21 protein-coding genes are annotated in these 20801 nt (G+C 65.7%); 7 read left to right on the forward strand and 14 right to left on the reverse strand.

Annotation, left to right across the window (positions count from 1 at the left end):
• Positions 1-41 precede the first annotated feature (41 nt).
• Together AC51GR_RS17610 and AC51GR_RS17615 are read left to right on the forward strand one after the other, a co-directional pair.
• Positions 42-773: a metallophosphoesterase family protein gene (locus AC51GR_RS17610; RefSeq protein ID WP_496326228.1), complete on the forward strand. Its 732-nt coding sequence runs from the start codon at positions 42-44 to the stop codon at positions 771-773.
• A complete protein-coding gene (locus AC51GR_RS17615) occupies positions 763-1626 on the forward strand; it encodes a chromosome partitioning protein ParB (protein ID WP_496325949.1) in 864 nt (287 codons plus the stop codon). The genes AC51GR_RS17610 and AC51GR_RS17615 overlap by 11 nt, the downstream gene beginning before the upstream one ends.
• Before the next feature lie 13 nt (positions 1627-1639).
• Here AC51GR_RS17615 and AC51GR_RS17620 read toward each other — a convergent pair whose 3' ends face one another.
• The 6 genes from AC51GR_RS17620 to AC51GR_RS17645 form a co-directional block, all read right to left on the reverse strand.
• Positions 1640-2812, reverse strand: a complete 1173-nt coding sequence (locus tag AC51GR_RS17620) for an ABC transporter ATP-binding protein (RefSeq protein WP_496325950.1) — start codon at positions 2810-2812, stop codon at positions 1640-1642.
• Positions 2813-2815: 3 nt separating this feature from the next.
• The gene (locus AC51GR_RS17625; protein WP_496326229.1) at positions 2816-3634 is read right to left on the reverse strand and encodes a carbohydrate ABC transporter permease; all 819 of its coding nucleotides are present in this window, start codon (positions 3632-3634) and stop codon (positions 2816-2818) included.
• A gap of 18 nt (positions 3635-3652) precedes the next feature.
• A complete protein-coding gene (locus AC51GR_RS17630) occupies positions 3653-4591 on the reverse strand; it encodes a carbohydrate ABC transporter permease (protein WP_496325951.1) in 939 nt (312 codons plus the stop codon).
• A complete protein-coding gene (locus AC51GR_RS17635; protein WP_496325952.1) occupies positions 4588-6102 on the reverse strand; it encodes an ABC transporter substrate-binding protein in 1515 nt (504 codons plus the stop codon). The genes AC51GR_RS17630 and AC51GR_RS17635 overlap by 4 nt, the downstream gene beginning before the upstream one ends.
• A 210-nt stretch (positions 6103-6312) precedes the next feature.
• Positions 6313-6795 (reverse strand): YflT domain-containing protein, encoded by a 483-nt coding sequence (locus AC51GR_RS17640; protein ID WP_496325953.1) that lies wholly within the window; start codon positions 6793-6795, stop codon positions 6313-6315.
• Between the two features lie 92 nt (positions 6796-6887).
• On the reverse strand, positions 6888-7841 hold the full coding sequence (locus tag AC51GR_RS17645; protein WP_496325954.1) for an HpcH/HpaI aldolase/citrate lyase family protein: 954 nt from the start codon (positions 7839-7841) through the stop codon (positions 6888-6890).
• A 231-nt stretch (positions 7842-8072) separates the two neighbouring features.
• On the opposite strand from AC51GR_RS17645, the gene AC51GR_RS17650 reads away from it, so the two are divergent.
• The 4 genes from AC51GR_RS17650 (at position 8073) to AC51GR_RS17665 (ending at position 12368) form a co-directional block, all read left to right on the forward strand.
• A complete protein-coding gene (locus AC51GR_RS17650) occupies positions 8073-9380 on the forward strand; it encodes a magnesium transporter MgtE N-terminal domain-containing protein (RefSeq protein WP_496325955.1) in 1308 nt (435 codons plus the stop codon).
• A complete protein-coding gene (locus AC51GR_RS17655) occupies positions 9380-9955 on the forward strand; it encodes a DUF1003 domain-containing protein (protein ID WP_496325956.1) in 576 nt (191 codons plus the stop codon). Before AC51GR_RS17650 ends, AC51GR_RS17655 begins: the two co-directional genes overlap by 1 nt.
• A 179-nt stretch (positions 9956-10134) precedes the next feature.
• Positions 10135-11130, forward strand: coding sequence for a lytic transglycosylase domain-containing protein (locus AC51GR_RS17660; protein ID WP_496326230.1), 996 nt, complete (start codon positions 10135-10137; stop codon positions 11128-11130).
• A gap of 77 nt (positions 11131-11207) precedes the next feature.
• A complete protein-coding gene (locus AC51GR_RS17665; protein WP_496325957.1) occupies positions 11208-12368 on the forward strand; it encodes an Mrp/NBP35 family ATP-binding protein in 1161 nt (386 codons plus the stop codon).
• A gap of 21 nt (positions 12369-12389) precedes the next feature.
• Here AC51GR_RS17665 and AC51GR_RS17670 read toward each other — a convergent pair whose 3' ends face one another.
• From AC51GR_RS17670 to sigE, 5 genes are all read right to left on the reverse strand, one after another.
• Entirely contained in the window at positions 12390-13148 is a 759-nt protein-coding gene (locus AC51GR_RS17670) for a TetR/AcrR family transcriptional regulator (RefSeq protein WP_496325958.1), read from the reverse strand.
• A gap of 85 nt (positions 13149-13233) precedes the next feature.
• Complete coding sequence (tatB, locus tag AC51GR_RS17675; RefSeq protein WP_496325959.1) at positions 13234-13704, reverse strand: Sec-independent protein translocase protein TatB; 471 nt, start codon at positions 13702-13704, stop codon at positions 13234-13236.
• Positions 13705-13817: 113 nt separating this feature from the next.
• Positions 13818-15329, reverse strand: coding sequence for a S1C family serine protease (locus AC51GR_RS17680; RefSeq protein ID WP_496325960.1), 1512 nt, complete (start codon positions 15327-15329; stop codon positions 13818-13820).
• Positions 15330-15613: 284 nt separating this feature from the next.
• Positions 15614-16129, reverse strand: coding sequence for a hypothetical protein (locus AC51GR_RS17685; RefSeq protein WP_496325961.1), 516 nt, complete (start codon positions 16127-16129; stop codon positions 15614-15616).
• Positions 16130-16304: 175 nt separating this feature from the next.
• Complete coding sequence (sigE, locus tag AC51GR_RS17690; RefSeq protein ID WP_496326231.1) at positions 16305-16913, reverse strand: RNA polymerase sigma factor SigE; 609 nt, start codon at positions 16911-16913, stop codon at positions 16305-16307.
• 301 nt (positions 16914-17214) lie between these two features.
• Here sigE and AC51GR_RS17695 point away from each other — a divergent pair, with 301 nt between their 5' ends.
• Complete coding sequence (locus tag AC51GR_RS17695; protein WP_496325962.1) at positions 17215-17901, forward strand: O-methyltransferase; 687 nt, start codon at positions 17215-17217, stop codon at positions 17899-17901.
• Positions 17902-17930: 29 nt separating this feature from the next.
• Here the strand turns inward: AC51GR_RS17695 and AC51GR_RS17700 are convergent, their stop codons facing one another.
• Genes AC51GR_RS17700 through AC51GR_RS17710 form a run of 3 tightly spaced genes read right to left on the reverse strand, consistent with a single transcriptional unit; the run spans position 17931 to position 20798 of the window.
• On the reverse strand, positions 17931-18722 hold the full coding sequence (locus tag AC51GR_RS17700) for an SGNH/GDSL hydrolase family protein (protein WP_496325963.1): 792 nt from the start codon (positions 18720-18722) through the stop codon (positions 17931-17933).
• A complete protein-coding gene (gene manB, locus AC51GR_RS17705) occupies positions 18715-19830 on the reverse strand; it encodes a mannose-1-phosphate guanylyltransferase (protein WP_496325964.1) in 1116 nt (371 codons plus the stop codon). The genes AC51GR_RS17700 and manB overlap by 8 nt, the downstream gene beginning before the upstream one ends.
• Positions 19827-20798, reverse strand: coding sequence for a glycosyltransferase family 2 protein (locus AC51GR_RS17710; RefSeq protein WP_496326232.1), 972 nt, complete (start codon positions 20796-20798; stop codon positions 19827-19829). The genes manB and AC51GR_RS17710 overlap by 4 nt, the downstream gene beginning before the upstream one ends.
• Positions 20799-20801: the final 3 nt, after the last annotated feature.

The raw sequence follows: 20801 nt of genomic DNA on the forward strand, positions 1-20801 counted from the left end.
CCCACGGGGCTAGGGTCGATGAGATGGCTAAGGTCGGTGAAGTGGTACGTGTACTCGCGGTCTCGGACGAAGTCGTCGACAGCCTCGGGCATGGGGTGGCCGACGATCTCGCGCCCGACCTCATCATCGCTGCCGGGGACCTTCCCTTCGACTATCTCGAAAAGCTGATGACCCGGTTCGAGGCACCCTGCGTCTTCGTGCCGGGTAATCACGACCGCGACCTGACCGGTTTCAAACGCACACGTAGCGGCTGGACCCGGGCCGGGCTACCGACCACGGACCCCGGTCCGCAGGGCGCGGTGAACGCCGACGGCCGAATCGTGACGGTCGCCGGGCTGCGGATAGCCGGGCTCGGCGGCAGCATCCGCTACAACGAAGGACCCAACCAGTACCGCGAGGTCACTCAGCGCCGGCGAGCCAAACGGCTGGCATTGCAACGATTCCGCTACCGCCTGCGCCCGGGGTCCGGTATCGACATCCTGCTGACACACAGCCCACCACGCGGTATCGGAGATGCCGAAGACGGACCCCATCGCGGCTTCCGGTGCTACCTTCCGCTGATCTACCGCCTGCGCCCACAACTGTTGGTGCACGGGCACATCCACCCGCATGGGCAGACGCCGATGGACCACACGATCCTGCACAAGAAGCGCAAGCTCGGCGGAACGCTGCGTTCGAGCACGATCGCGATGAACACCGTCGGGTACAGCGTCTTCGACATCGAACCGGGCGGCGGCGAGATCGTGATCCAGCGGAGGCGACATGGCTCGTGACACCGGATTTCCCGGCCCCGACGCAGAAAACGACTTCAGCAGACAACGGCGTAAAGCCGAACTGGCGCGCCTGTCGGCCTGGCTGACCCGGCAACCGGCCGACGTCAACACGGTTCTGCCGTTCGACGAAGTCGTTGCCGCACTGGGCAAGACCGGAGAAACCTATCTCGGGCTGGTCGCGGTGGAGGTCGCCACGATTGTCGGCAGCGTCGATCGTACCCGCGACTTCGACCGCAACTTCCGGCCGACGTCGGCCCGGATCAGGGAACGGTGGCAACGTCTGGCCACCGCTCAACGCCGAGGCGAATCCGTACCGCCGGTCCAGCTGTATCGCATCGGCAGAATGCATTTCGTCATCGACGGTCATCATCGGGTGTCGATTGCGATCGCCCGGAAGTTCACCACGATCGACGCCTATGTCACCGAAATCCACACCCGGATCTCACCGGAAGGGATCACCGCCCGCTCCGACCTGATCATGAAGGATCACCGACGGCTCTTCCTGTCCCGGGTCCCCTTGGAAGGCAGACAGCGCGAGGCGATCTCGTTCGACGACCCTTTCGACTACGCCGAGCTGGCCGAGAACGTCGAAGCGTGGGGCTTTCGCCTCAGTCAGGAAACCGGAAACTTCCTCCACCGCGTCGAGGTCGCGCGCCGGTGGTTCGGAGAGGAGTTCCTACCGGTGGTCAGGATGGCTCGACGCGCAAATGTCCTGCCCGACATCGAGAGCGACGCCGAACTGTATCTGTGGCTGGCCTGCGAGCGCTACCGCCTGGTGCGCAGACACGTGTGGGACGAGGAGATCATCGATGAACTCCTCACCCACTCACGCCGTCGACGCAAACTTCCCTGACCGGCCGGTAGCTCTACAGGCTGAGGTTCGCGCCGCTGTGCTGGTCGAACACCAGCACCTTCGAGGTGTCGTAGTACAGTTCCGCCTGCTGTCCCTTGGCTATCGGCGATTCGGGCGAGAGCCGCGCGATCAACTGACCGCTACCCATCTCCGATCCGGCGTCGGCCGCGATCTCGGCCAGCGCGGCCGATGATGCCTGTCCACCCTCGATGTTGAAGTACGCGTAGTTGTCCGAACCCATCGACTCGAGCACCGTGATCTTTGCGTCGAATGTCGCACCCCGCGACTTCGCGATCGCGTCAACCAGACTCGCGTCCTCGAAATGTTCGGGCCGGATACCGATCAGCACCTCACCGTTGCTCTTGACCTGCTTCGCGTTGTCGACGACCTTGCCCATCTCGGTCGGGACGACCTCCCCGATCGCGGTCTCGATTCCGGTCTGGGTCAATCGCCCCGGAAGGAAGTTCATCGACGGGGACCCGATGAATCCGGCGACGAACAGATTCGCCGGCGAATTGTAGAGCTCGGAGGGTGTACCGATCTGCTGGACGTTGCCCGCCCGCAGCACCACGACCCGGTCACCGAGGGTCATGGCCTCGGTCTGGTCGTGGGTCACGTAAACCGTGGTGGTTCCCAGGCGCTGCTGCAGAACCGCGATCTCGGTCCGCATCTGCACGCGCAGCTTCGCATCGAGGTTCGACAGCGGCTCGTCCATCAGGAAGGCCTTGGGCGAACGAACGATCGCCCGGCCCATCGCCACCCGCTGCCGTTGACCACCGGACAGGTTCGAGGGCTTGCGGTCCAGGTACTGACCCAGGTCGAGGATGCGCGCGGCTTCGTCGACCTTCTCCGCGACCTCGGCCTTGGACATCTTCGCCAGGGTCAACGGGAACGCGATGTTCTGACGCACCGTCATATGCGGGTACAGCGCATACGACTGGAACACCATCGCGATGTCGCGGTCCTTGGGCGCCTTCTCGTTGACCCGCTCGCCGGCGATCCGCAATTCCCCCGAGGTGATGTCCTCGAGGCCGGCGATCATGTTGAGGGTTGTCGACTTTCCGCAGCCGGAAGGGCCGACCAGAATGACGAACTCGCCGTCGGCGATGTTGATGTTCACATCGTTGACGGCCACAGAACCATCTGGAAATTTCTTGGTCACCTGATCCAGCACGATATCGGCCATTGGTTATCCCTTCACAGCGCCGGAGGTCAGACCGGCAACGATTCGACGTTGGAACAGAAGGACAAAGATGATGATCGGGATCGTGATGACAACAGCCGCGGCCGCGATCGATCCTGTGGGTTCTTCGAATTGGCTGCTGCCGGTGAAGTTCGCGATCGCCACCGGAGCCGTGATCGACCTCTCCGTCGACGTCAACGAGATCGCCAGCAACAGATCGTTCCAGGCGAAGATGAAGACCAGGATCGCCGCGGTCACGATGCCCGGTGCGGCCAGCGGGGCGATGACCTTGCGGAAGGCCTGTGCCGGGGTGGCACCGTCCATCTTCGCGGCCTTCTCCAGCTCCCAGGGAATCTCCCGGAAGAACGCCGACAACGTGTAGATCGCGAGCGGCAACGCAAAGGTGATGTAGGGCAGGATCAAACCGGCCCAGGTGTCGAACAGTCCGAGCCGGCGCTCGATGTTGAACAGCGGCGTCACCAACGAGATCTGCGGGAACATCGCGATCAAGAGCGCCGCGCCCACCAGCGTCTTCTTGCCCGGGAAGTCCAGGCGGGCAATGGCATAGGCGGCCATCGTGCCCAGCGCCACGGCGATCACCGTGGTGATCAACCCGATGCCGATCGAGTTACGCAGCGCCGAGGTGAATGCGCTGGTCTCGAAGATGCTGGAATAGTTGTCCCAGGTCCACTCGGTCGGGATGAAGTTGCCGTCCTTCACCGAGCCCGGCGGTTTGAACGACAGACTCACGATCCACAGGACCGGGATCAGCGCGTACACCAGTACCAGCAGGTTGACGACCGACCATCCGATCCGGCGTCCCATCAGAATATTCACCGGTGCCTACCGCCCCTCGTTGTCAGAGCCGGGCGCCGAGGCCCCGAACAACTTGATGAAGATGAACGCGATGATCGCCACGCACAGGAAGATCAGCACGCTGATCGCGGAGCCGACTCCCAGGTTGAACGCCTTGAAGAGGTTGTCGTAACCCAACATCGAGACCGAATAGGTGTTGTTGCTGCCCCTGGTCAGGATGTAGATGTTGTCGAACACGCGGAAGGCATCGAGCGTGCGGAACAGCAATGCCACCAGGATCGCGGGCTTCATCAACGGAAGAATGATGCGCCACAACCGGGTCCATGCCCCGGCACCGTCCATCTGCGCCGCCTTGAGCAGATCGTCCGGGACCAACGCGAGTCCGGCCAGGAGCAGCAAGGCCATGAAAGGTGTTGTCTTCCAGACCTCGGCGAGGATGATGATCGCCAGCGAAGGCCACTGCTCGGTGAGCGGGGCGCTGCCCTCCGGCAGGAGATTCGCCAGGTAACCCGTACCCGGCGTCCACGCGTAGTACCACGAGAACGCCGCGACCACGGTGACGATGCCGTACGGGATCAGCACCACTGTGCGGATCGCGCCCTTGGCAAAGAGAGTGCGGTGCATGACAAGTGCGATCGCCATGCCGAGAACCAACTCGATGGCGACCGACACCACGGTGATGAACAGGGTGATGCTCAGTGCCGTCCACCAATAGCTGTCGGTCAGGACGGTTCCGTAATTGGTGAACCAGATGAACTCGTCGTCGCCGGGCGCCGACAGGCTGGCCTTCTGCAGACTGAGCCAGAAGGCGTACACGATCGGGTAACCGGTGACCAGGATCATCATGATCACCGCCGGGGTGATCAGCCAGAGGCCGAGGCGCCGCTCGGCCCGTTTGCCCTCACTGAGCGGCGGCTTCTTCTTTTTCTTGCTCGGCGCGGATTCCCGGTCCAGAGTTGCGGTCATGGGATCAGTCCCTCCCCTTGGATGGCCTTGTCGACCTGCTCGGCGAGTATGTCGACCATCGGTTCCGGATCCCACGAGCCGACCGGACTGAGTTTTGCGGTGATCAGCGTCGAAATCGCCTGGTAATCAGGCGAGGCCGGTCGCAGTGCGGCCGAATCTGTCTCCAGCTGCGCCTTGATCGCGTCGCCCATCGGGTAGGCGGCCTGGAACTCGGGGTCACTGTAGATGGACTCGATCGTGGGAGGCGTACCACCGCTGATCGAGTACAGCTTCTGGGACTGCTCGTCGGTCAGGCACTCAGCGGCCTTGAACGCCAACTCTTTCTGTTGCGAGGTGTCGGCGACCGCGATGTTGACCCCGCCGAGCGTCACCCTCGACGGCTGGTCGGCCTCCACACCCGGGTAGCGGGCGAAATCGAACTTCGTCTGCACGAGCTCGTTGGCCGGTGCGAGTTCCGAATCGGCAGGAGGGTTGTCCGGATCGGCGAACATCGGTCCGTACTGCTGCTGCACCTCTTTCAGGAATGCAACGTCTCCGGCGGCGGAGTTCGACCGCATCGACGGGAACACGAACGGCCAGTTGACCTCGAAGGTGGCCAGGCCGCTTTCCATCCCGAGCCGCGCCGAAGACTCGTCGCTGTTCGTGATCGAGGGATCCCGGCCCGGCGCGGTGGCAACGGCTTTGAGCGTCTGCAACGCCTTCAGGGTGGCGGCCCGGTGCTCGGGGGTGTCATTGAGGGTCTGCTTCTCCGGGTCGTCGGGATCGAGGACCTGTCCCCCGGCGCTGACCAGAACCGAGTTGAACCACACCATCAGTCCCTCGTACTGCTTGCCCTGCACCATGATGTAGCTCGGCCCACCGGCTTTGCGGATCTCTTCGTTCTCGACCAGCATCTGATCCCACGTGGCCGGCGGGGTGGGCCGGTTCAGATATTGCTGCAGAACGTCTTTGCGGTACCAGAGCAGCTGGGTGTTGGTCCAGGTCGGGATCGCGTAGAGACGCTTCTGCTCGTCGTCGTCGGTCTTCCACAAGGCGGTCTCGACGGGACCGCCGAGCGTGGTCTCGGTGACCTTGGCGGCCAGGTCATCTGGGACCGGCTCGATCCAGCCCGCGTCGGCGAACTCGGCGGTCCACACCACGTCCATACCCATGAGGTCGAGGCCCTTGTCGTTCCCGGCGAGCCTGCGCGCCAACTGCAACCGCTGGTCGTCGGCGGCCTTGGGAAGGGCGACCGTCTTGATCTTGTATTCGCCATTCGAGTTCGCGGTGCAGGTATTTGCGGCCTCTTCGATGAATGTGGCGCCGTCCGCTGGCGCATATATGTTGATCGTTCCGGCGGTATAACCGGAACTGCAGGCGCTGATCACCGGGAGAGCCACAGCGATTGCAGCGCACGACAATCCGAATTTCTTGAGTCCGCCGTATTTCTTCGTCCCCGGACCCTGGGACGCCGCTCCGTCAAAACCGGTGGACAATTTCCCGTCCACGGGGCGATCGCCTGTGCGCTTCACGCAGCCTCCTCGATGCGTTGGAGGTGCGTGCGGTCTTCCAAGCACACACCTGAATGCCCAGCACTCACGTTATAGGCGTCAAATAGTGACGCGCAGCACTATGGACATAGTTGTACCCAGAAGTGGTCGTCCAGGGCAAGGCCACGTCGTTCCAGGCGTGTCGCAGCGTATTCGGCGGATCGGGCGGACCCCCCGTGGGCCGGGATCCGGCTACGGCTGAAGGCGGGTCAACATGTCGCGGGCCCGTTCGGCACTCTTCGGATCGCACAGCACGTCGTAGCGGCCGGCGACCAATTGCATCGTCGACGCGAAATCCCGTTGCCCCCTGGTGGCGGCATACGGGATCGACGTCGACACGACACCGAAGATGACGCCGCCGACGAGGCCAACGATCAACGGCATCAAGGGATCCTCGACCACGATTCCCACCAGCAGGCCGAAGAACAGACCGAGCCAGGCGCCGGAGACGATCCCGCCACCGATCACCTTGCCCCAGGTCAGTCGCCCCAGGACGCGTTCGACCTGCATCAGGTCGACGCCGACGATGGTGACGTCCTGAACCTCGAAGTTCTCGTCGGCGAGGAAGTCGACCGCGCGTTGGGCTTCGGCGTAGGTCGTGTACGAACCGATCGGCCACCCCTTCGGCGGTGTGGGCAGCCCTGGTCGTGGAGTGGGTCGCATCGGATTGCTCATCGTCACCGTGTCCTTGGTCGAGGTGCTCGGGGGTCTGGGTGCTCGGGGGTCTGGTTATCGGGTCTGCGTACTCGGTCGGCCCGGATGCTGCTTCAGTTCGTCGAGGACGCGTCGGCGGATGTCCGGGTCATGCCCGCGGCCCGCCCCTTGGCGGCGATCACCTCGGCCATCTTCCGGCTCGCCTCGTCAATCATCTCACCTTCGAAGCGGACCGCACCACGTTCGCCACCGGCGGCCGACGTGGCGTGCGCGTACGCCTCGAGCAGGTTCTCAGCGGTGTCGTAGTCGGACTGCCGCGGACTGAAGACCTCGTTCGCGATCTCGATCTGGCTCGGATGGACCACCCACTTGCCGTCGTAGCCGAGCGCCGCCGACGCCTCGGCGACCGCCCGGAAGCCCTGCGCGTCATCGATTTTCAGGTAGGGCCCGTCGATGGCCGTCAGACCGTGTGCGCGGGCCGCGACCAGGATCGTCATCAACACGTGATGATGCGCATCTCCCCGGGTGTAGCCCTGCGGTTGTTCGCCCACCGCCAGGCTGCGCATGCCCAGGGAGGCCATCATGTCGGCCGGGCCGAGTACCAGCGAACGCAATCGGTCACTGGCCGAGGCGATTTCGTTGATGGCCGCCAACCCCTGGGCATTCTCGATCTGCGCCTGCACACCGATCTCGCCGACCGGCAGTCCGGCGTTGATCTCCAGTTGGCGCAGCAGCAGGTCCAGTGCGGTCACCTGCGCGGCCGATGTCACCTTCGGGAGCAGGATCGAATCCAGGTGGGCACCGGCACCGCGGACCACGGTCACCACGTCGTCGAGGGTCCACGGTGTGGTCCAGTCATTGACCCGGACGACCCTGGCCTGTCCCGCCCAGTCGGAGGCCCCGAGCGCCGCGACCACGGCAGCACGCCCGTCCGCCTTCGCACCGGGTGCCACGGCGTCCTCGAGGTCGAGGAAGATCTCGTCGGCGGGCAGACCACGGGCCTTCTCGAGCATCCGCGAACTGCTGGCGGGGACGGCGAGAATGGACCGGCGGGCGGCGGCGGGCATGTGACTCCTCGGGACGATGGCGTGGCGTTCGTTCAGTTGCTGGCGACAAGAGCTACGCAGGATCACACCCCGGGTGGTCCGAACGGGGATGCTCGATGCGACCACGTCTGATTCTGCCCGGGATTGATTCTGCGCATGTCCGATTCTGCCCGGCGCCGATATCCGTCATGAACGTGGCCGTACCGGTGGCGCTACCGGGAAGGCCGAAGGTGCCCAACTACCCTTACGTCCATGGCAGCGGTGAGCAAGGCATTCGTGGCCAGGCTGGCCGGTCTGGCGGTGATCGGACCGGATGGTGAATCCATCGGTCGGGTCCGCGACGTGGTGGTCTCGATCAGGTTCGGCACCGGACAACCCAGGGTCCTGGGACTGGCGGTGGAATTGACCACTCGGCGTCGCATTTTTGTACCGATGCCGCGGGTCACCGCCATCGAACCCAACTCCGTGACACTGAGCACCGGTACCGTGAGCCTGCGCCGCCTGATCATCCGTCCGGGTGAAGCGCTCGTCCTCGGCCAGATCGTCGAATCGCGTGTACGTGTTGATGATCCGGACCTCGAGCATCTGCACGGTGAGGATCTGACGGTCGTCGACGTGGCGATCGAGCGCCGACGCACGCGGGACTGGGTGATCTCCCGGGTGGCGGTCCGCGGCGCGCGGACCCGGCTCGGCCGACGTGGTGAGACCCATGTGGTCGAGTGGAACCACGTCCTCGGCCTGACGCAGAGCGCACTGGCGTTGCCCGGGCAGGGTGTGGCCCAGATCCTCTCGCAGTTCGATGGCATGCGGGCCGCCGATGTCGCCCATGCGCTGCGCGAACTCCCCGCCAAACGCCGCCTGGAGATCGCCTCCGCGCTGGACGACGAGCGCCTGGCCGACGTCGTCCAGGAACTGCCCTCGGACGACCAGACCGAATTGCTCACCCATATGAAGGTCGAGCGGGCCGCCGACGTCCTCGAGGCCATGGACCCCGACGACGCGGCCGACCTGCTCGGCGACCTGCCCGACACCGAGGCCGAGGTGTTGCTGCAGCTGATGGATCCGCAGGAATCCGAACCGGTGCGCCGGCTCATGCGCCACTCACCCGACACCGCCGGCGGCATGATGACCACCGAACCACTCGTGGTGACCGCCTCCACGACGATCGCCGAGGCGCTGGCCCGGGCCCGCGACCCCGACCTGACCCCCGCCTCGGCGTCCCTCACCTTCGTGGTGCGGCCACCCACCTCCACACCGACCGGCAAGTATCTCGGCTGTGTGCACATCCAGGCGCTTCTGCGAGAGCCGCCGGCCAATCTGGTCGGTGGCATCCTCGACGATCGGCTCCCCTGCCTGGGGTCCGAGGATTCCCTGGAGAAGGTGACCCGCTACTTCGCGACCTACAACCTCGTCTGCGGACCGGTTCTCGACGACGACGGGCATCTCATCGGCGCGGTCACGGTGGACGATCTCCTCGACCATCTGCTGCCCGAGGACTGGCGCGAGACCGAGGCCGACGACGATGTCGACGATGACGCCACCACCGAAAGGATGCGGTGATGAGTTCAAACGGGTCGGAGCCTCGTGTGAAGGACCGTGCCGAGCGGCAGAGTGCACGGTCGGCACGTCGGCTGGACACCCCCGGGGAGCGGCACCGGTGGAGTCTGAATCTCGATTCGGACGTGGTCGGCGTCTACAGCGAACGCGTCGCCCGGTTCCTCGGCACCGGGCGTTACCTCGCCATCCAGACGATCCTCGTCATCGTCTGGATCTTCCTGAATCTCGCGGTTGTCACGCTGCAGTGGGACCCGTACCCGTTCATCCTGCTCAACCTGGCGTTCTCCACCCAGGCCGCCTACGCCGCCCCGTTGATCCTGTTGGCCCAGAATCGTCAGGAGAACCGCGACAAGGTCTCGCTCGAGGAAGACCGGGTCCGGGCCGAGCAGACCAAGGCCGACACCGAGTTCCTGGCCAGGGAGCTGGCCGCGGTCCGGCTCGCGGTCGGCGACACCGTCACCCGCGACTACCTGCGGCGCGAACTGGACGATCTGCTGACCGAATTGTCCGAGCGCATACTCGGCGAGAAGGCCAAAGCCGAGGAGTCCAGGAAAACCGGTGCCCCGCATCCCGATTGACGTCCGGCCCGGCGGTCTCGCCCAACCGCAGGATCGCCAATAGTTGTCCACCCGTGACAAATCGATTTTCACATGCACGTCAGTAACAAATATGTATCGTGGTTCACATTCGCCCGGTTCCATTCCGGGTGTCGGGGAGATGAACCAGGAGCATTCGCGTGCAGTGGGGTCGAATCCAGATGCTGACCGGTTGTGCGGTCATCGGTGTCGGGGTGCTGGCTGCGGTCACTTCGAGTTCCCAGATCGGTCCGGCGCCGGCGTTGTCTGCCGACACCGAGGTGGACGACGTCGTCCTGGCCGCGGAGATACTGCCCGCGGCCGCTCGTCCTGATCTGGCCTTCACTCCGCCGCCTCCGCCGCCCGAGGCCGCCGCAGCACCCACCTCGGCGGCAGAACCCCAACGAATACCCGCCGCAGCGCTCCCGGCCGGACCGCTCGGGATCCCGGGGATCGTTCTGCACGCCTACAAACTCGCCGAGCAACGAGTCGGTGCCGAAACCCCGCAGTGCAAGCTGCCGTGGTTCCTGCTCGCGGCCATCGGCCGAATCGAATCCGGACATGCCGGGGGCGGCAACGTCGACAGTTCCGGTACCACGCTGACCACGATCGCCGGTCCCGTGCTCAACGGCACGGTGGCCGGCAATGCCGTGATCACCGACACGGACGGCGGGCGTGTGGACGGCGACATCAAACATGACCGGGCGATGGGCCCGATGCAGTTCATCCCGTCGACCTGGGCCGCCTGGGGCTCGGACGCCAACGGCGACGGCATCGTCAATCCCAACAACATCTTCGACGCCACGTACTCCGCCGGCCGTTACCTCTGTTCCGGGGTCACCGACATCATGTCGGAGAAGGTGCGGGTCAGCGCGGTGCTCCGGTACAACAATTCGATGGAGTACGTGGCCAACGTGCTCTCCTGGGCCACCGGATACGCCACCAACGCCGCGCCCACCGAAACGGGCCCGCTGCCGGATCCCCGACCGCCGAGTTCGAGCTCGAGTTCGTCGTCTTCGTCGTCTTCGTCGTCCTCCTCCAGCAGCTCCAGCCCGTCGGAGAGCCCGAGCAGCAGTTCATCTTCGAGCTCGTCACCGCCGCCCACACCCGGGCCATGCGTGATCGTCTGCCTCCCACCGGAACTGCAGTCGCTGCTGCCGACGCTGCCCGCTCCTTGATCGATGGTGGCCCGCTGGGCCCCGTCCCGACCGGCCGGATCCGGCGAGTTTCGGTGCGCGCGTAAACTGATCGCCTGATGACACAAGCAACATTGCCGACCGAGTCAGCGATTCGCGCAGCTCTGGCCAAAGTGAACGACCCCGAGATCGGTAAACCCATCACCGACCTGGGCATGGTCAAATCGATTTCGATCGCCGCCGACGCAAGCGTGGCCATCGAGATCTACCTGACCACGTCCGCCTGTCCGCTACGCACCGAGATCACGCAGCGCGTGAGCACCGCCGCCGCCGACGTGCCCGGTGTCGGAACGGTGTCGGTGGAACTCGACGTGATGAACGACGAGCAACGCACCGAACTGCGTAAGAGCCTGCGTGGCGACCGCGCCGAGCCGGTCATCCCGTTTGCCCAGCCTGGTTCGCTGACGCGCGTGTACGCCGTCGCCTCCGGCAAGGGCGGTGTCGGTAAATCGAGCATCACCGTCAACCTGGCCGCGGCGCTGGCTGATCGCGGGTTGAAGGTCGGTGTGCTCGATGCTGACATCTACGGTCACTCGGTCCCCCGGATGCTGGGCAATGACGCCAAGCCGACGCAGGTCGAGAAGATGATCTTGCCGCCGATCAGCCACAACGTGAAGTTCATCTCGATCGCCCAGTTCACCAGCGGCAACACCCCGGTCGTCTGGCGTGGGCCGATGCTGCACCGGGCACTGCAGCAGTTCCTCGCCGACGTGTTCTGGGGCGACCTGGACATCCTGCTGCTCGACCTCCCGCCGGGCACCGGCGACGTGGCCATCTCGGTGGCACAGCTCATCCCCGGTGCCGAGATCCTGGTGGTCACCACCCCGCAACAGGCCGCCGCCGAGGTCGCCGAGCGCGCCGGCGCGATTGCTCTGCAGACGCGACAGAAGATCCTGGGTGTCGTGGAGAACATGTCGTGGATGGAGCTTCCCGACGGCAGCCGGATGGAGCCGTTCGGTTCCGGTGGCGGCGCCAAGGTCGCCGAACGACTCACCATCGCGGTCGGCGCCGAGGTGCCTCTGCTGGGCCAGATCCCGCTCGACCCCGCCCTGCGCGAAGGCGGCGACGAGGGTGTGCCGCTGGTGCTCTCGGCTCCCGAATCCGCGGCCGGTGCCGCACTCCGTCAGGTGGCCGACAAGATCGCCGTCCGCAAACGGGGCCTGGCCGGCATGAACCTCGGCATCGACACCGCCCGCAGCGTCGGCAAACCGCTACTCTGACCCGCCGGGGCCGGACCGCGGTCATCGGCGGAGCAGCAGTTCCACTCCGTCGATGATCCGCGCGAGGCCGAACTCGAACGACCGGGCCGGATCGCCCATCGATTCGTAGGCCTGGCCGGCGGCCTGCCCCACCCGCCGCGAGATCGGGTAGTCGCTTCCGGCCATCAGCCGCTGCAGGACGGGCGCATTGATCTCCCACCACTGGACGTCGGTCATCCCGGATTCGGTGCGCGCACCGGCCGCTTCGATGGACGCGCGGGCCGAACTCTCGGCGAAGCCGGTCAGTACCGCGATCGTGTTGTCCATCTCCAGATCGTCCAGGCCCACTCCTTCAATCGCCTCGAGTTGCCATTCGAAGCGCGCCGACCCGTTGGGGCCGATCCACGGCCTGGCCCTCTGCGCGTGCAAAAGCCATGGGTGCCGGTGGTATTCGTCCCACAACTGCCGGGCGACCGCGACCATTCGATCTCGTAGATCACCGGTGTGGGCCGGGTAGTCGACCTCTCCGGCGACCTCGTCGACCATCAGTCCGATGAGTTCGTTCTTGCCCGGGACGTAGGTGTAGATCGACATCGCCCCCAGTCCGAGCCGTTGGGCGACCTTCCGCATCGACAGTGCCGCGAGCCCCTCCTCGTCGGCCAGTGCGATGGCGGCTGCGATCACCTCGTCGACGCTGACGCGCTGTCTCGGTCCGCGCGACCCCTGAGGCCGACCTACCTGATGGCGCCAGAGCAGCCCCAGCGTCCGGTCGACTTCCGACGGGCCCGGCGAATCATCCATCGGTCCACACTATCCCGTGGGGTGTACGGCGAAACCCTTCACGCATCCCGGTACCGCGTACGGATCAGAGAAGCCCGACGACCGATCAGGTGGCGTCCCAGCGGTCCACGCCGGTCGCCTCGACAGCCGGGGCGGGCGCCGCAGTCGGCGTCTTGGACAACGACGGCGCGGCAGGCTTCTCGAGGGAACCCGGCGAGAGGACCTTGGCGTTCTCGTCGGTGGTGGGCAACGGCTGGGATACCGGTTTGACCTTGGTCTGCGCGTCGAAATTGCCGGTGAAGAACGAATCGTCACCGTCGAGCAGATGCTTGGTGATGACCTTGCGAGGGCTCATCCCCCGCAGTTCGTTGAGTTCTGCCAGCGGCTTGCGCAGGTCCTCGAAATCAGCCCCGAGGTCTTCTTTGAGCTGACTGGTGGCGCCGGTGGCGTAGTCACGGGCCTGGCGCACCGACTTCAGCGTCCACTTCAGCGCATCGGGCAGCCGCTCGGGACCGAGGATCACCAGACCCGCGATCATCAAGATCAGGATTTCGCCCCACCCAACGCTGCTGAACACGGGTTCCAGATTACTGGTAAGTGAGCCGCTGTCGAATCGACCGGGCGATCTGACAGGAACCTGCCAGAGAACCTCTGAATCGGAGGAGCTGTCCGGGACTCGGTCACCGGCTCTCAGTCAGAGGCGGGGGTGACGGTTCCCTCGAAGGTCCGGCCGTCGCGCCAGTATTCGAACTTCACCGGCTTGCCGATCTCGGATGTGCGAACGGCCACCGTCAGTTCGTCGGCGTCGTCGGTCACCCGGCCGTCGAACTCGGTGATCACGTCGCCTTCGCGGATTCCCGCCCGCGCCGCGGGCGAACCCTCGACGACATTGCGGATCTGGGCCCCGAGAACCTGGTCGTTGCGGACGGAACTCGCATTCACACCGATCTGGGCGTGGACCACCCGGCCATCCTTGATCAGCGCCTGCGCCACCGGCAGGAACTCGTTGACCGGGATGGCGAAGCCGAGGCCGATCGAACCGCCGTTCGGTGCCAGGCCAGCGGTGTTGATGCCGATGACCCGGCCCTGGTCGTCGACCAGTGGACCACCGGAGTTGCCGGGATTGATGGCGGCGTCGGTCTGGATGGCATCGATGACCGCATCGGTGTCCGACGTCTCGTCCGGCCGAAGCGGTACGGCACGATCGATGGCGCTGATGATGCCGCTGGTGACCGTGCGATCAAGGCCCAGGGGTGCTCCGAAAGCCACCACCTCTTCGCCGATCTGCAGTTTGTCCGAGTCGCCCAGCTTCGCGACGGTGAGGTTGTCGACGTTGTCGACCTTGAGGACCGCGAGGTCGGTACGGATGTCGCGGCCGACGATGCGCGCCGGCACGCGGGTGCCGTCGGAGAAGACCACCTCGAGTTTGGCGTTGCTGTCGTTGGCGGCCATCGAGATCACGTGGTTGTTGGTGACGATGTACCCCTCGTCGTCGATGACAACGCCGGACCCGGTGCCACCACCGTTGGGCAGCCGCACGTCGACCATGACCACCGACTTCTCGACGGCTTTGGCCACGCGCGCCACCTGGCTGCGTGGTTCGGCCTCGTTGTCGTCGTCGCCACCGGACAGGCTCACCGTGTCCGAGTGCAGTGGTGAGGTGACCTCCGCCGTCAGTCGGCCGATCAGTCCGCCGACCACGCCGACGAGCACTGCGATGACGGCGAGCACTGCCAGGGCCTGCCAGCTGACCTTCCGGTCGAAGAGGACTTCGCGTACACCGAGCTTCGGGCCGGGTGTGGTCGGTTCCGGGGGCACCTCGGTCTGCACGGCCGGTGCACCGAGGCCGGCAGCGGCATCGGGATCGCGCCACGGGTCCTCGGGTTCGGATCGAGCGTCCACCTCACCCGCGACCTCGTCCGGGTCTCGCTGCAGGGAGTCTGCGCCGTCGGGCCGGGAAAACGCCTCGCGCAACACCGGATCGGGATTCGACACGACCGGCTGGGGGCTGCGCGACGGAGTGTTCTCCGACGGCGCGAACGCGCCGCTGACACCCTCCGGTCGCCCGAACACCGCGGCGGTCTGCGGCGGCACGGGTGGACGCTCGTTGGGTCGCGGACCCAGACGTGGGGCCTCGCCGATGTTGTCCGGCGAGGAGGAAGGAGGTGTTGCGCCGGGGCCGTACTTGTCAGTGTCGGTCACTGGGCCGCCCGGTCATCCGGTCTCATGAAAAACTCGAACCCCTCGCTCGCGGCTATTCGGTCGCAGACCCACCGGCACCGCCGATCGATCCTCACCGAGGCTACCCGGCGGTCAGCACAAAACAATCGCGGCGCCGCCGCAGCGGACAATCGCGGCACCGCCGCAGCGGACAATCGCGGCACCGCCGCAGCGGACAATCGCGGCACCGCCGCAGCGGACAATCGCGGCACCGCCGCAGCGGACAATCGCGGCACCGCCGCAGCGGACAATCGCGGCGGCCATCGTCAGCGGTTACGCCGGCGCTGGTCCCGATGCGGGGGAAAGGACGGCGCATCGCGCAGCGACTCGTCGGGCGCGGCGTGCGACGGATCGGCGGTCGCGCGCAGGTCGATCTCGCGGGTCGGGATCTGGTTGAGCGCGCCCAGCAGACCTGCGGGCATGACGATTTCTCCGGAGCGTCGCAGTGCGGCGCGCGCCGAACTCTGCGCATCGACTTCTGCGCGGCATTGCGCGCACAACTCCAGATGTTGAGAGGCACGCATGTAGGCATTCATCCGCAGCTCGCCGTCCACGTAGGCGGCCACCGCCTCGGTGGCGAGATGCTCGGTGGACAGGAATCGACGTCCGCCGATACTGCCGGGTGCTCGATAGTTCTTGTTGGCCGAGACCATCGACGACGCCGGGAACCATCCCAGCGACCGTCGCCGGTTCCGCATGGCCTCGGGACGATCCCCGTTGCCCGTTGGTTCGGCGCCGTTCGAATCTGCGGGGCCGGAGTCTTCGGGTGTGCGTTCACTCACCGCAATCACTCCTTCCTCTTCCGTGCCCACCGGATTCCTTGACGGACAGGACAATCCCGCGGGGCATCTCGACAATTCGCCTCGACTCTACGGACTCGGACGCAATCTTGCCGCGTCCACGTCCAACATCGATAACGAATTCACATCCCCTCGGGTTCCCGGTCGGGCAGGTGGATCAGGAGTCCGGCGTCATCACCGATCTCCCCGAGTGGTGACCACTCGCCGCGAGGTGTCCGCGGATGGCCTGCCGGCCACGGTGGATGCGGCTGCGAACCGTGCCGAGCTTGACGCCCAGGGTTGCGGCGATTTCCTCGTACGACAAACCTTCGATGTCACACAGGACCACCGCAGCACGGAATTCGGGCGCCAGGGAGTCAAGAGCGCTCTGCAGATCGGGGTCGAGGTTGGCGTCATTGAAGATCTGTTCGGGATCCGGGTCGTTGCCCGGTACCCGGTCGTAGTCTTCGGGAAGCGCTTCCATCCGGATCTTGTTCCGGCGCCGGACCATGTCGAGGAACAGATTGGTGGTGATGCGATGAAGCCAGCCCTCGAATGTGCCGGCCTTGTAGCTCGAGAGTGACCGGAAGACCCTGATGAAGGTCTCCTGTGTCAGATCCTCGGCGTCATGCTGATTGCCGGAGAGCCGGTAGGCCAACCGGTAGACCCGATCGGCGTGTTCCCGAACCAGCTCATCCCAGGCCGGCATCAGGTTCGCGTCGCCGGTGGCGTCGAAACGCGCCGTCCCGGCCTGTGCTTCTGTTGAAAAATCGTTGGTGTCGAACACAGCGAGAGTCCCGTTACCGTCTTCGCGGTTGGTCTCTGTCACGATCTGATCAACTCTCTTCCCAGGACCGGTGGAATGCTCCGGCCATTTGATACGCGCACTGATAGTCGAGATTTGTTACCGGAGGCAACGCCGACACCTGGCCGGTTGTTCCCCCTGACCCTGTCCGACCGGGGTGTGTACGCACTATGAGCGGCCTGAGTGTTCCCTGAGAGTCCCGCGACCATGGCGATCGACTTCGGATACCGCTGCTCAGCGCGCCTAGGCGGCCAATCCGGCGGGCGGCGCTAACCTCAGATCTGTGTCCGATGAGAGCCAGCCCGCCAACACCGATTCCCCGCCGCCTGTCATCGACCCAGCAGTGCTGAGCAGCTACGCCGAGGCCGCGATCGTCGAAGACGAGGCGCTACGCCTGGCCCGCGAGCGTTCCGACGAACTCGGAGCGCCCTCGATCACCCCGGCCGTGGGTGCCGCACTGTCGCTGTTGGCCCGGTTGGTCGACGCGAAATCCGTGGTCGAGGTCGGCACCGGCGCCGGGATCAGCGGACTGTGGCTCCTCAACGGCATGCGCACCGACGGCGTGCTGACCACCATCGATTCCGAAGGCGAGTACCACCGCGCGGCAAAGATGTCGTTCAACACCGCGGGCATCAGTCCCGGTCGCACTCGGCTGATCAACGGCCGCGCGGCCGAGGTGCTCCCCCGCCTCTCCGACGGCGGCTACGACCTGGTGTTCATCGATGGCGCGGTCACCGACCAGCCGCGGTTTGTCGCCGAAGGACTCCGACTGCTGCGCGATGGCGGGGTACTGGTCGTCCACAACGCCTCGGCCGACGGGACCGTCGCCGACCCGGCCACGTCCGATCAGGCGGCGCTCGCGGCGCGCGAAGCGGCAATGCTCATCGCCGACGACGATTCGCTGCTGCCGGTGGTCATCCCACTCGGCCGGGGACTCCTGGCAGCGGCCAAGGCACCCGCCGCCGACTAGCCACCCGGTTTTGGCTGGGCGCCGTGTGGTCAGGTGCTCGGTGTCATCGCGGTGAGTTCGGGGTATTTGGGTGCGATCGTGTCGCCGGTGGACACGCCCAGGAGCCGGCGGCCCACCCAGGGCATCGCGTGCTCGACCGTCCACTGCCGACTGTCCCGACGCCGCTGTGTCGGCGAGACCGGTTGTGGCGGACCGAGTTCCACCGGAACCAGATCGTGTTCGACGCCGAGCGCGTCGAGCACTTCGATGGCCATGTACACGTGTCCGGCCGTCGACATGTGCATCCGGTCGAACTCCCACATACCGCGTTCGCGGAACGCCCGCATCCGCCAGAAGTCGACCAGCGTGAGGTTGCGACGGTCGACGACCTCGCGCAGCAACTCGTTGTAAACCGCGAATCGGCCACGCAGCGCCCCGAACACCGGCTTGTTACCGGTGTCGTGGACCGTGAAGGTGACCACCCTCGCGCCGGTGTCCTGCAACCGGCCGATCGCTGCGTCGTAATCCTCGATCAGCGTGTCGATGTCGACGTTCGGCCGCAACAGGTCGCTGGCGCCGGCACTGATGGCGACCAGGTCCGGCTTCATCTCCACGGCCGGACCGAGCTGTTCGGACACGACCGCCGACAACAGCCGCCCGCGGATCGCCAGGTTCGCATACCGGAACTCCGGATCGGCACGGGCCATCACCTCGGCCACCCGATCAGCCCAGCCCCGCACCCCGTTCGGGCAGCGGGGCTCGACGTCGCCCACACCCTCGCCAAACGAATCACCGAGGACGACAAAGCGTTTGAACGATGGCGAGGCGACGGTGTCAGACATCTGTCGAGAACCTGATTCCACCATCGGGGATCTTCACCCCTGGCCAGACCCGCGCCCCGCGAAGCAGTTCGCAGCGGGCCCCGATGTCGGCGCCGTCGCCGATCACGCCATCCCGGATCAGGGCACGCGGTCCGACCCGGACCCCGAAGCCGATGATCGAGCGTTCGATCACCGCGCCGGCCTCGACCACCGCACCATCGAAGATGACGGCGCCGTCGAGTCGTGCGCCGGCACCGATCTCGGCCCCACGGCCGACGACCGTGCCGCCGATGAGCAACGCTCCCGGGGCCACACCGGCGCCCTCGTGGACCAGGTATTCACCGCGAGGCCCGCTCAGCGCCGGCGACGGCGCGATACCGCGCACCAGATCGGCACTGCCGCGGACGAAGTCCTCGGGGGTACCCATGTCGCGCCAGTAACCGGAGTCGACGTAGCTCTGCACATGCGCCCCGTCGGCAAGCAGTCCGGGGAAGACCTCGCGTTCCACCGAGACGGGCCGGTCGGCGGGGATCTGCTCGATGACCGAACGGTTGAAGACGTAACAGCCGGCATTGATCTGATCGGTGGGCGGATCCTGGGTCTTCTCGAGAAACGCGGTGACCCGGCCCGTCTCGTCGGTTGGCACACAACCGAATGCCCGTGGATCCCCGACCCGCACCAGATGCAACGTCACCTCGGCGCCGGAGGTCTGATGGGTGTCGATGATGGAGCGGACATCGGTGCCACACAGGACGTCGCCGTTGAAGACCAGGATGGTCTTGGCGGTCAAGTGCCCGAGCACGTTACGGATACCGCCACCGGTACCCATCGGTTCGGCCTCGTGCACGTAGGTGATCGACAAGCCCATCTTCGACCCGTCGCCGAAATGCTGTTCGAAGACCTCCGATTTGAACGAGGTTCCCAGCACGACCTGTTTGATCCCGGCCGCTTTGATACGGGCGAGCAGGTGGGTCAGGAACGGCACACCCGCCGTCGGCAACATCGGCTTGGGCGCCGACAACGTCAGCGGACGCAGGCGAGTTCCCTTGCCGCCGACCAAGATAACGGCCTGGACATCATCTGTCAGGGCGTCGGTCGCCGGGGATGTCACACCATCATCTGGGGTCACTTTGCACCTTTCGTCGAGCTGTCGGTCGTCGAGCTGTTTACTGAATTTTCCTTGCGGGCAGCATGTTTGGCCGCCGCAACAACCACCGCCGAGCGCGCCGCGAGTCCTGCGCGCAGGGCGAGCCGCAGCGGCGCCTGCCACCAGTGCGGGTGCCGATCGGCCTGGAACCGATACGCGCTGCGATGGTGTGCAGGCAACATCTTTCCCGGATCACGTCCGGCCGCATGGCCTTTCGTGTGCAGAACCTCCGCGTCGGGTACGAACACGTTGAGCCAGCCGGCCCGGCCGAGCCGGTCACCGAGATCGACGTCCTCCATGTACATGAAATAGCGGGAATCGAAACCGCCGATGGAATCGAAGGCCTCACGCCGCACCAGCAGGCACGACCCGGACAACCACCCCACGGCGCGCTCGGACACGTCGACGGCATCCTGCCGGTACGCCGCGGTCCAGGGATTGGACTTCCAGATCGTCCCCAAGATCGCATGTCCGGTTCCGGAGACCAGGTTCGGAACCCGCCGCGCCGACGGATAGATCGTGCCGTCCGGTTCGCGGATCAATGGGCCCAGTGCCCCGGCCCGCGGCCAGCGATCCGCCGCGTCCAACAACCGGTCGATCGAACCCGGCGCCCACTCGACATCGGGGTTCGCCACGATCACGTATTCGATGGCCGGATCCACCTCGGCAACGGCGCGGTTGACCGCTCCGCCGTAGCCGATGTTGCCGCCGGTGTGCAGCAGCGAGACGTGGTCGTACCTCTCGGCGGCCAGCTCGGGCGCACCGTCATCAGATCCGTTGTCTGCCATGATCACCGCCGGCGTACCGGTCATCGCGTCATCGAGCGTCTGGATGAATCGCGCCAGGTAGTCGCCGGACGAATACGTCACGGTCACCACTGCGACGCGGTCGGAAACCTGCTCATCAGTCACCGCCACAGGGTAGCCGGACACCTCGTGAGTCCCACCCATCAC

The organism is Williamsia sp. z71, from assembly GCF_059553375.1.

Excerpts from the sequence above, each read along its gene's own strand:
- AC51GR_RS17615 (WP_496325949.1), top strand. The coding sequence starts at position 763 with ATGGCTCGTGACACCGGATTTCCCGGCCCCGACGCAGAAAACGACTTC.
- AC51GR_RS17620 (WP_496325950.1), bottom strand. The coding sequence starts at position 2,812 with ATGGCCGATATCGTGCTGGATCAGGTGACCAAGAAATTTCCAGATGGT.
- AC51GR_RS17625 (WP_496326229.1), bottom strand. The coding sequence starts at position 3,634 with ATGGGACGCCGGATCGGATGGTCGGTCGTCAACCTGCTGGTACTGGTG.
- AC51GR_RS17630 (WP_496325951.1), bottom strand. The coding sequence starts at position 4,591 with ATGACCGCAACTCTGGACCGGGAATCCGCGCCGAGCAAGAAAAAGAAG.
- AC51GR_RS17640 (WP_496325953.1), bottom strand. The coding sequence starts at position 6,795 with ATGAGCAATCCGATGCGACCCACTCCACGACCAGGGCTGCCCACACCG.
- AC51GR_RS17645 (WP_496325954.1), bottom strand. The coding sequence starts at position 7,841 with ATGCCCGCCGCCGCCCGCCGGTCCATTCTCGCCGTCCCCGCCAGCAGT.
- AC51GR_RS17650 (WP_496325955.1), top strand. The coding sequence starts at position 8,073 with ATGGCAGCGGTGAGCAAGGCATTCGTGGCCAGGCTGGCCGGTCTGGCG.
- AC51GR_RS17655 (WP_496325956.1), top strand. The coding sequence starts at position 9,380 with ATGAGTTCAAACGGGTCGGAGCCTCGTGTGAAGGACCGTGCCGAGCGG.
- AC51GR_RS17660 (WP_496326230.1), top strand. The coding sequence starts at position 10,135 with ATGCTGACCGGTTGTGCGGTCATCGGTGTCGGGGTGCTGGCTGCGGTC.
- AC51GR_RS17665 (WP_496325957.1), top strand. The coding sequence starts at position 11,208 with ATGACACAAGCAACATTGCCGACCGAGTCAGCGATTCGCGCAGCTCTG.
- AC51GR_RS17670 (WP_496325958.1), bottom strand. The coding sequence starts at position 13,148 with ATGGATGATTCGCCGGGCCCGTCGGAAGTCGACCGGACGCTGGGGCTG.
- AC51GR_RS17700 (WP_496325963.1), bottom strand. The coding sequence starts at position 18,722 with ATGTCTGACACCGTCGCCTCGCCATCGTTCAAACGCTTTGTCGTCCTC.
- AC51GR_RS17710 (WP_496326232.1), bottom strand. The coding sequence starts at position 20,798 with ATGGGTGGGACTCACGAGGTGTCCGGCTACCCTGTGGCGGTGACTGAT.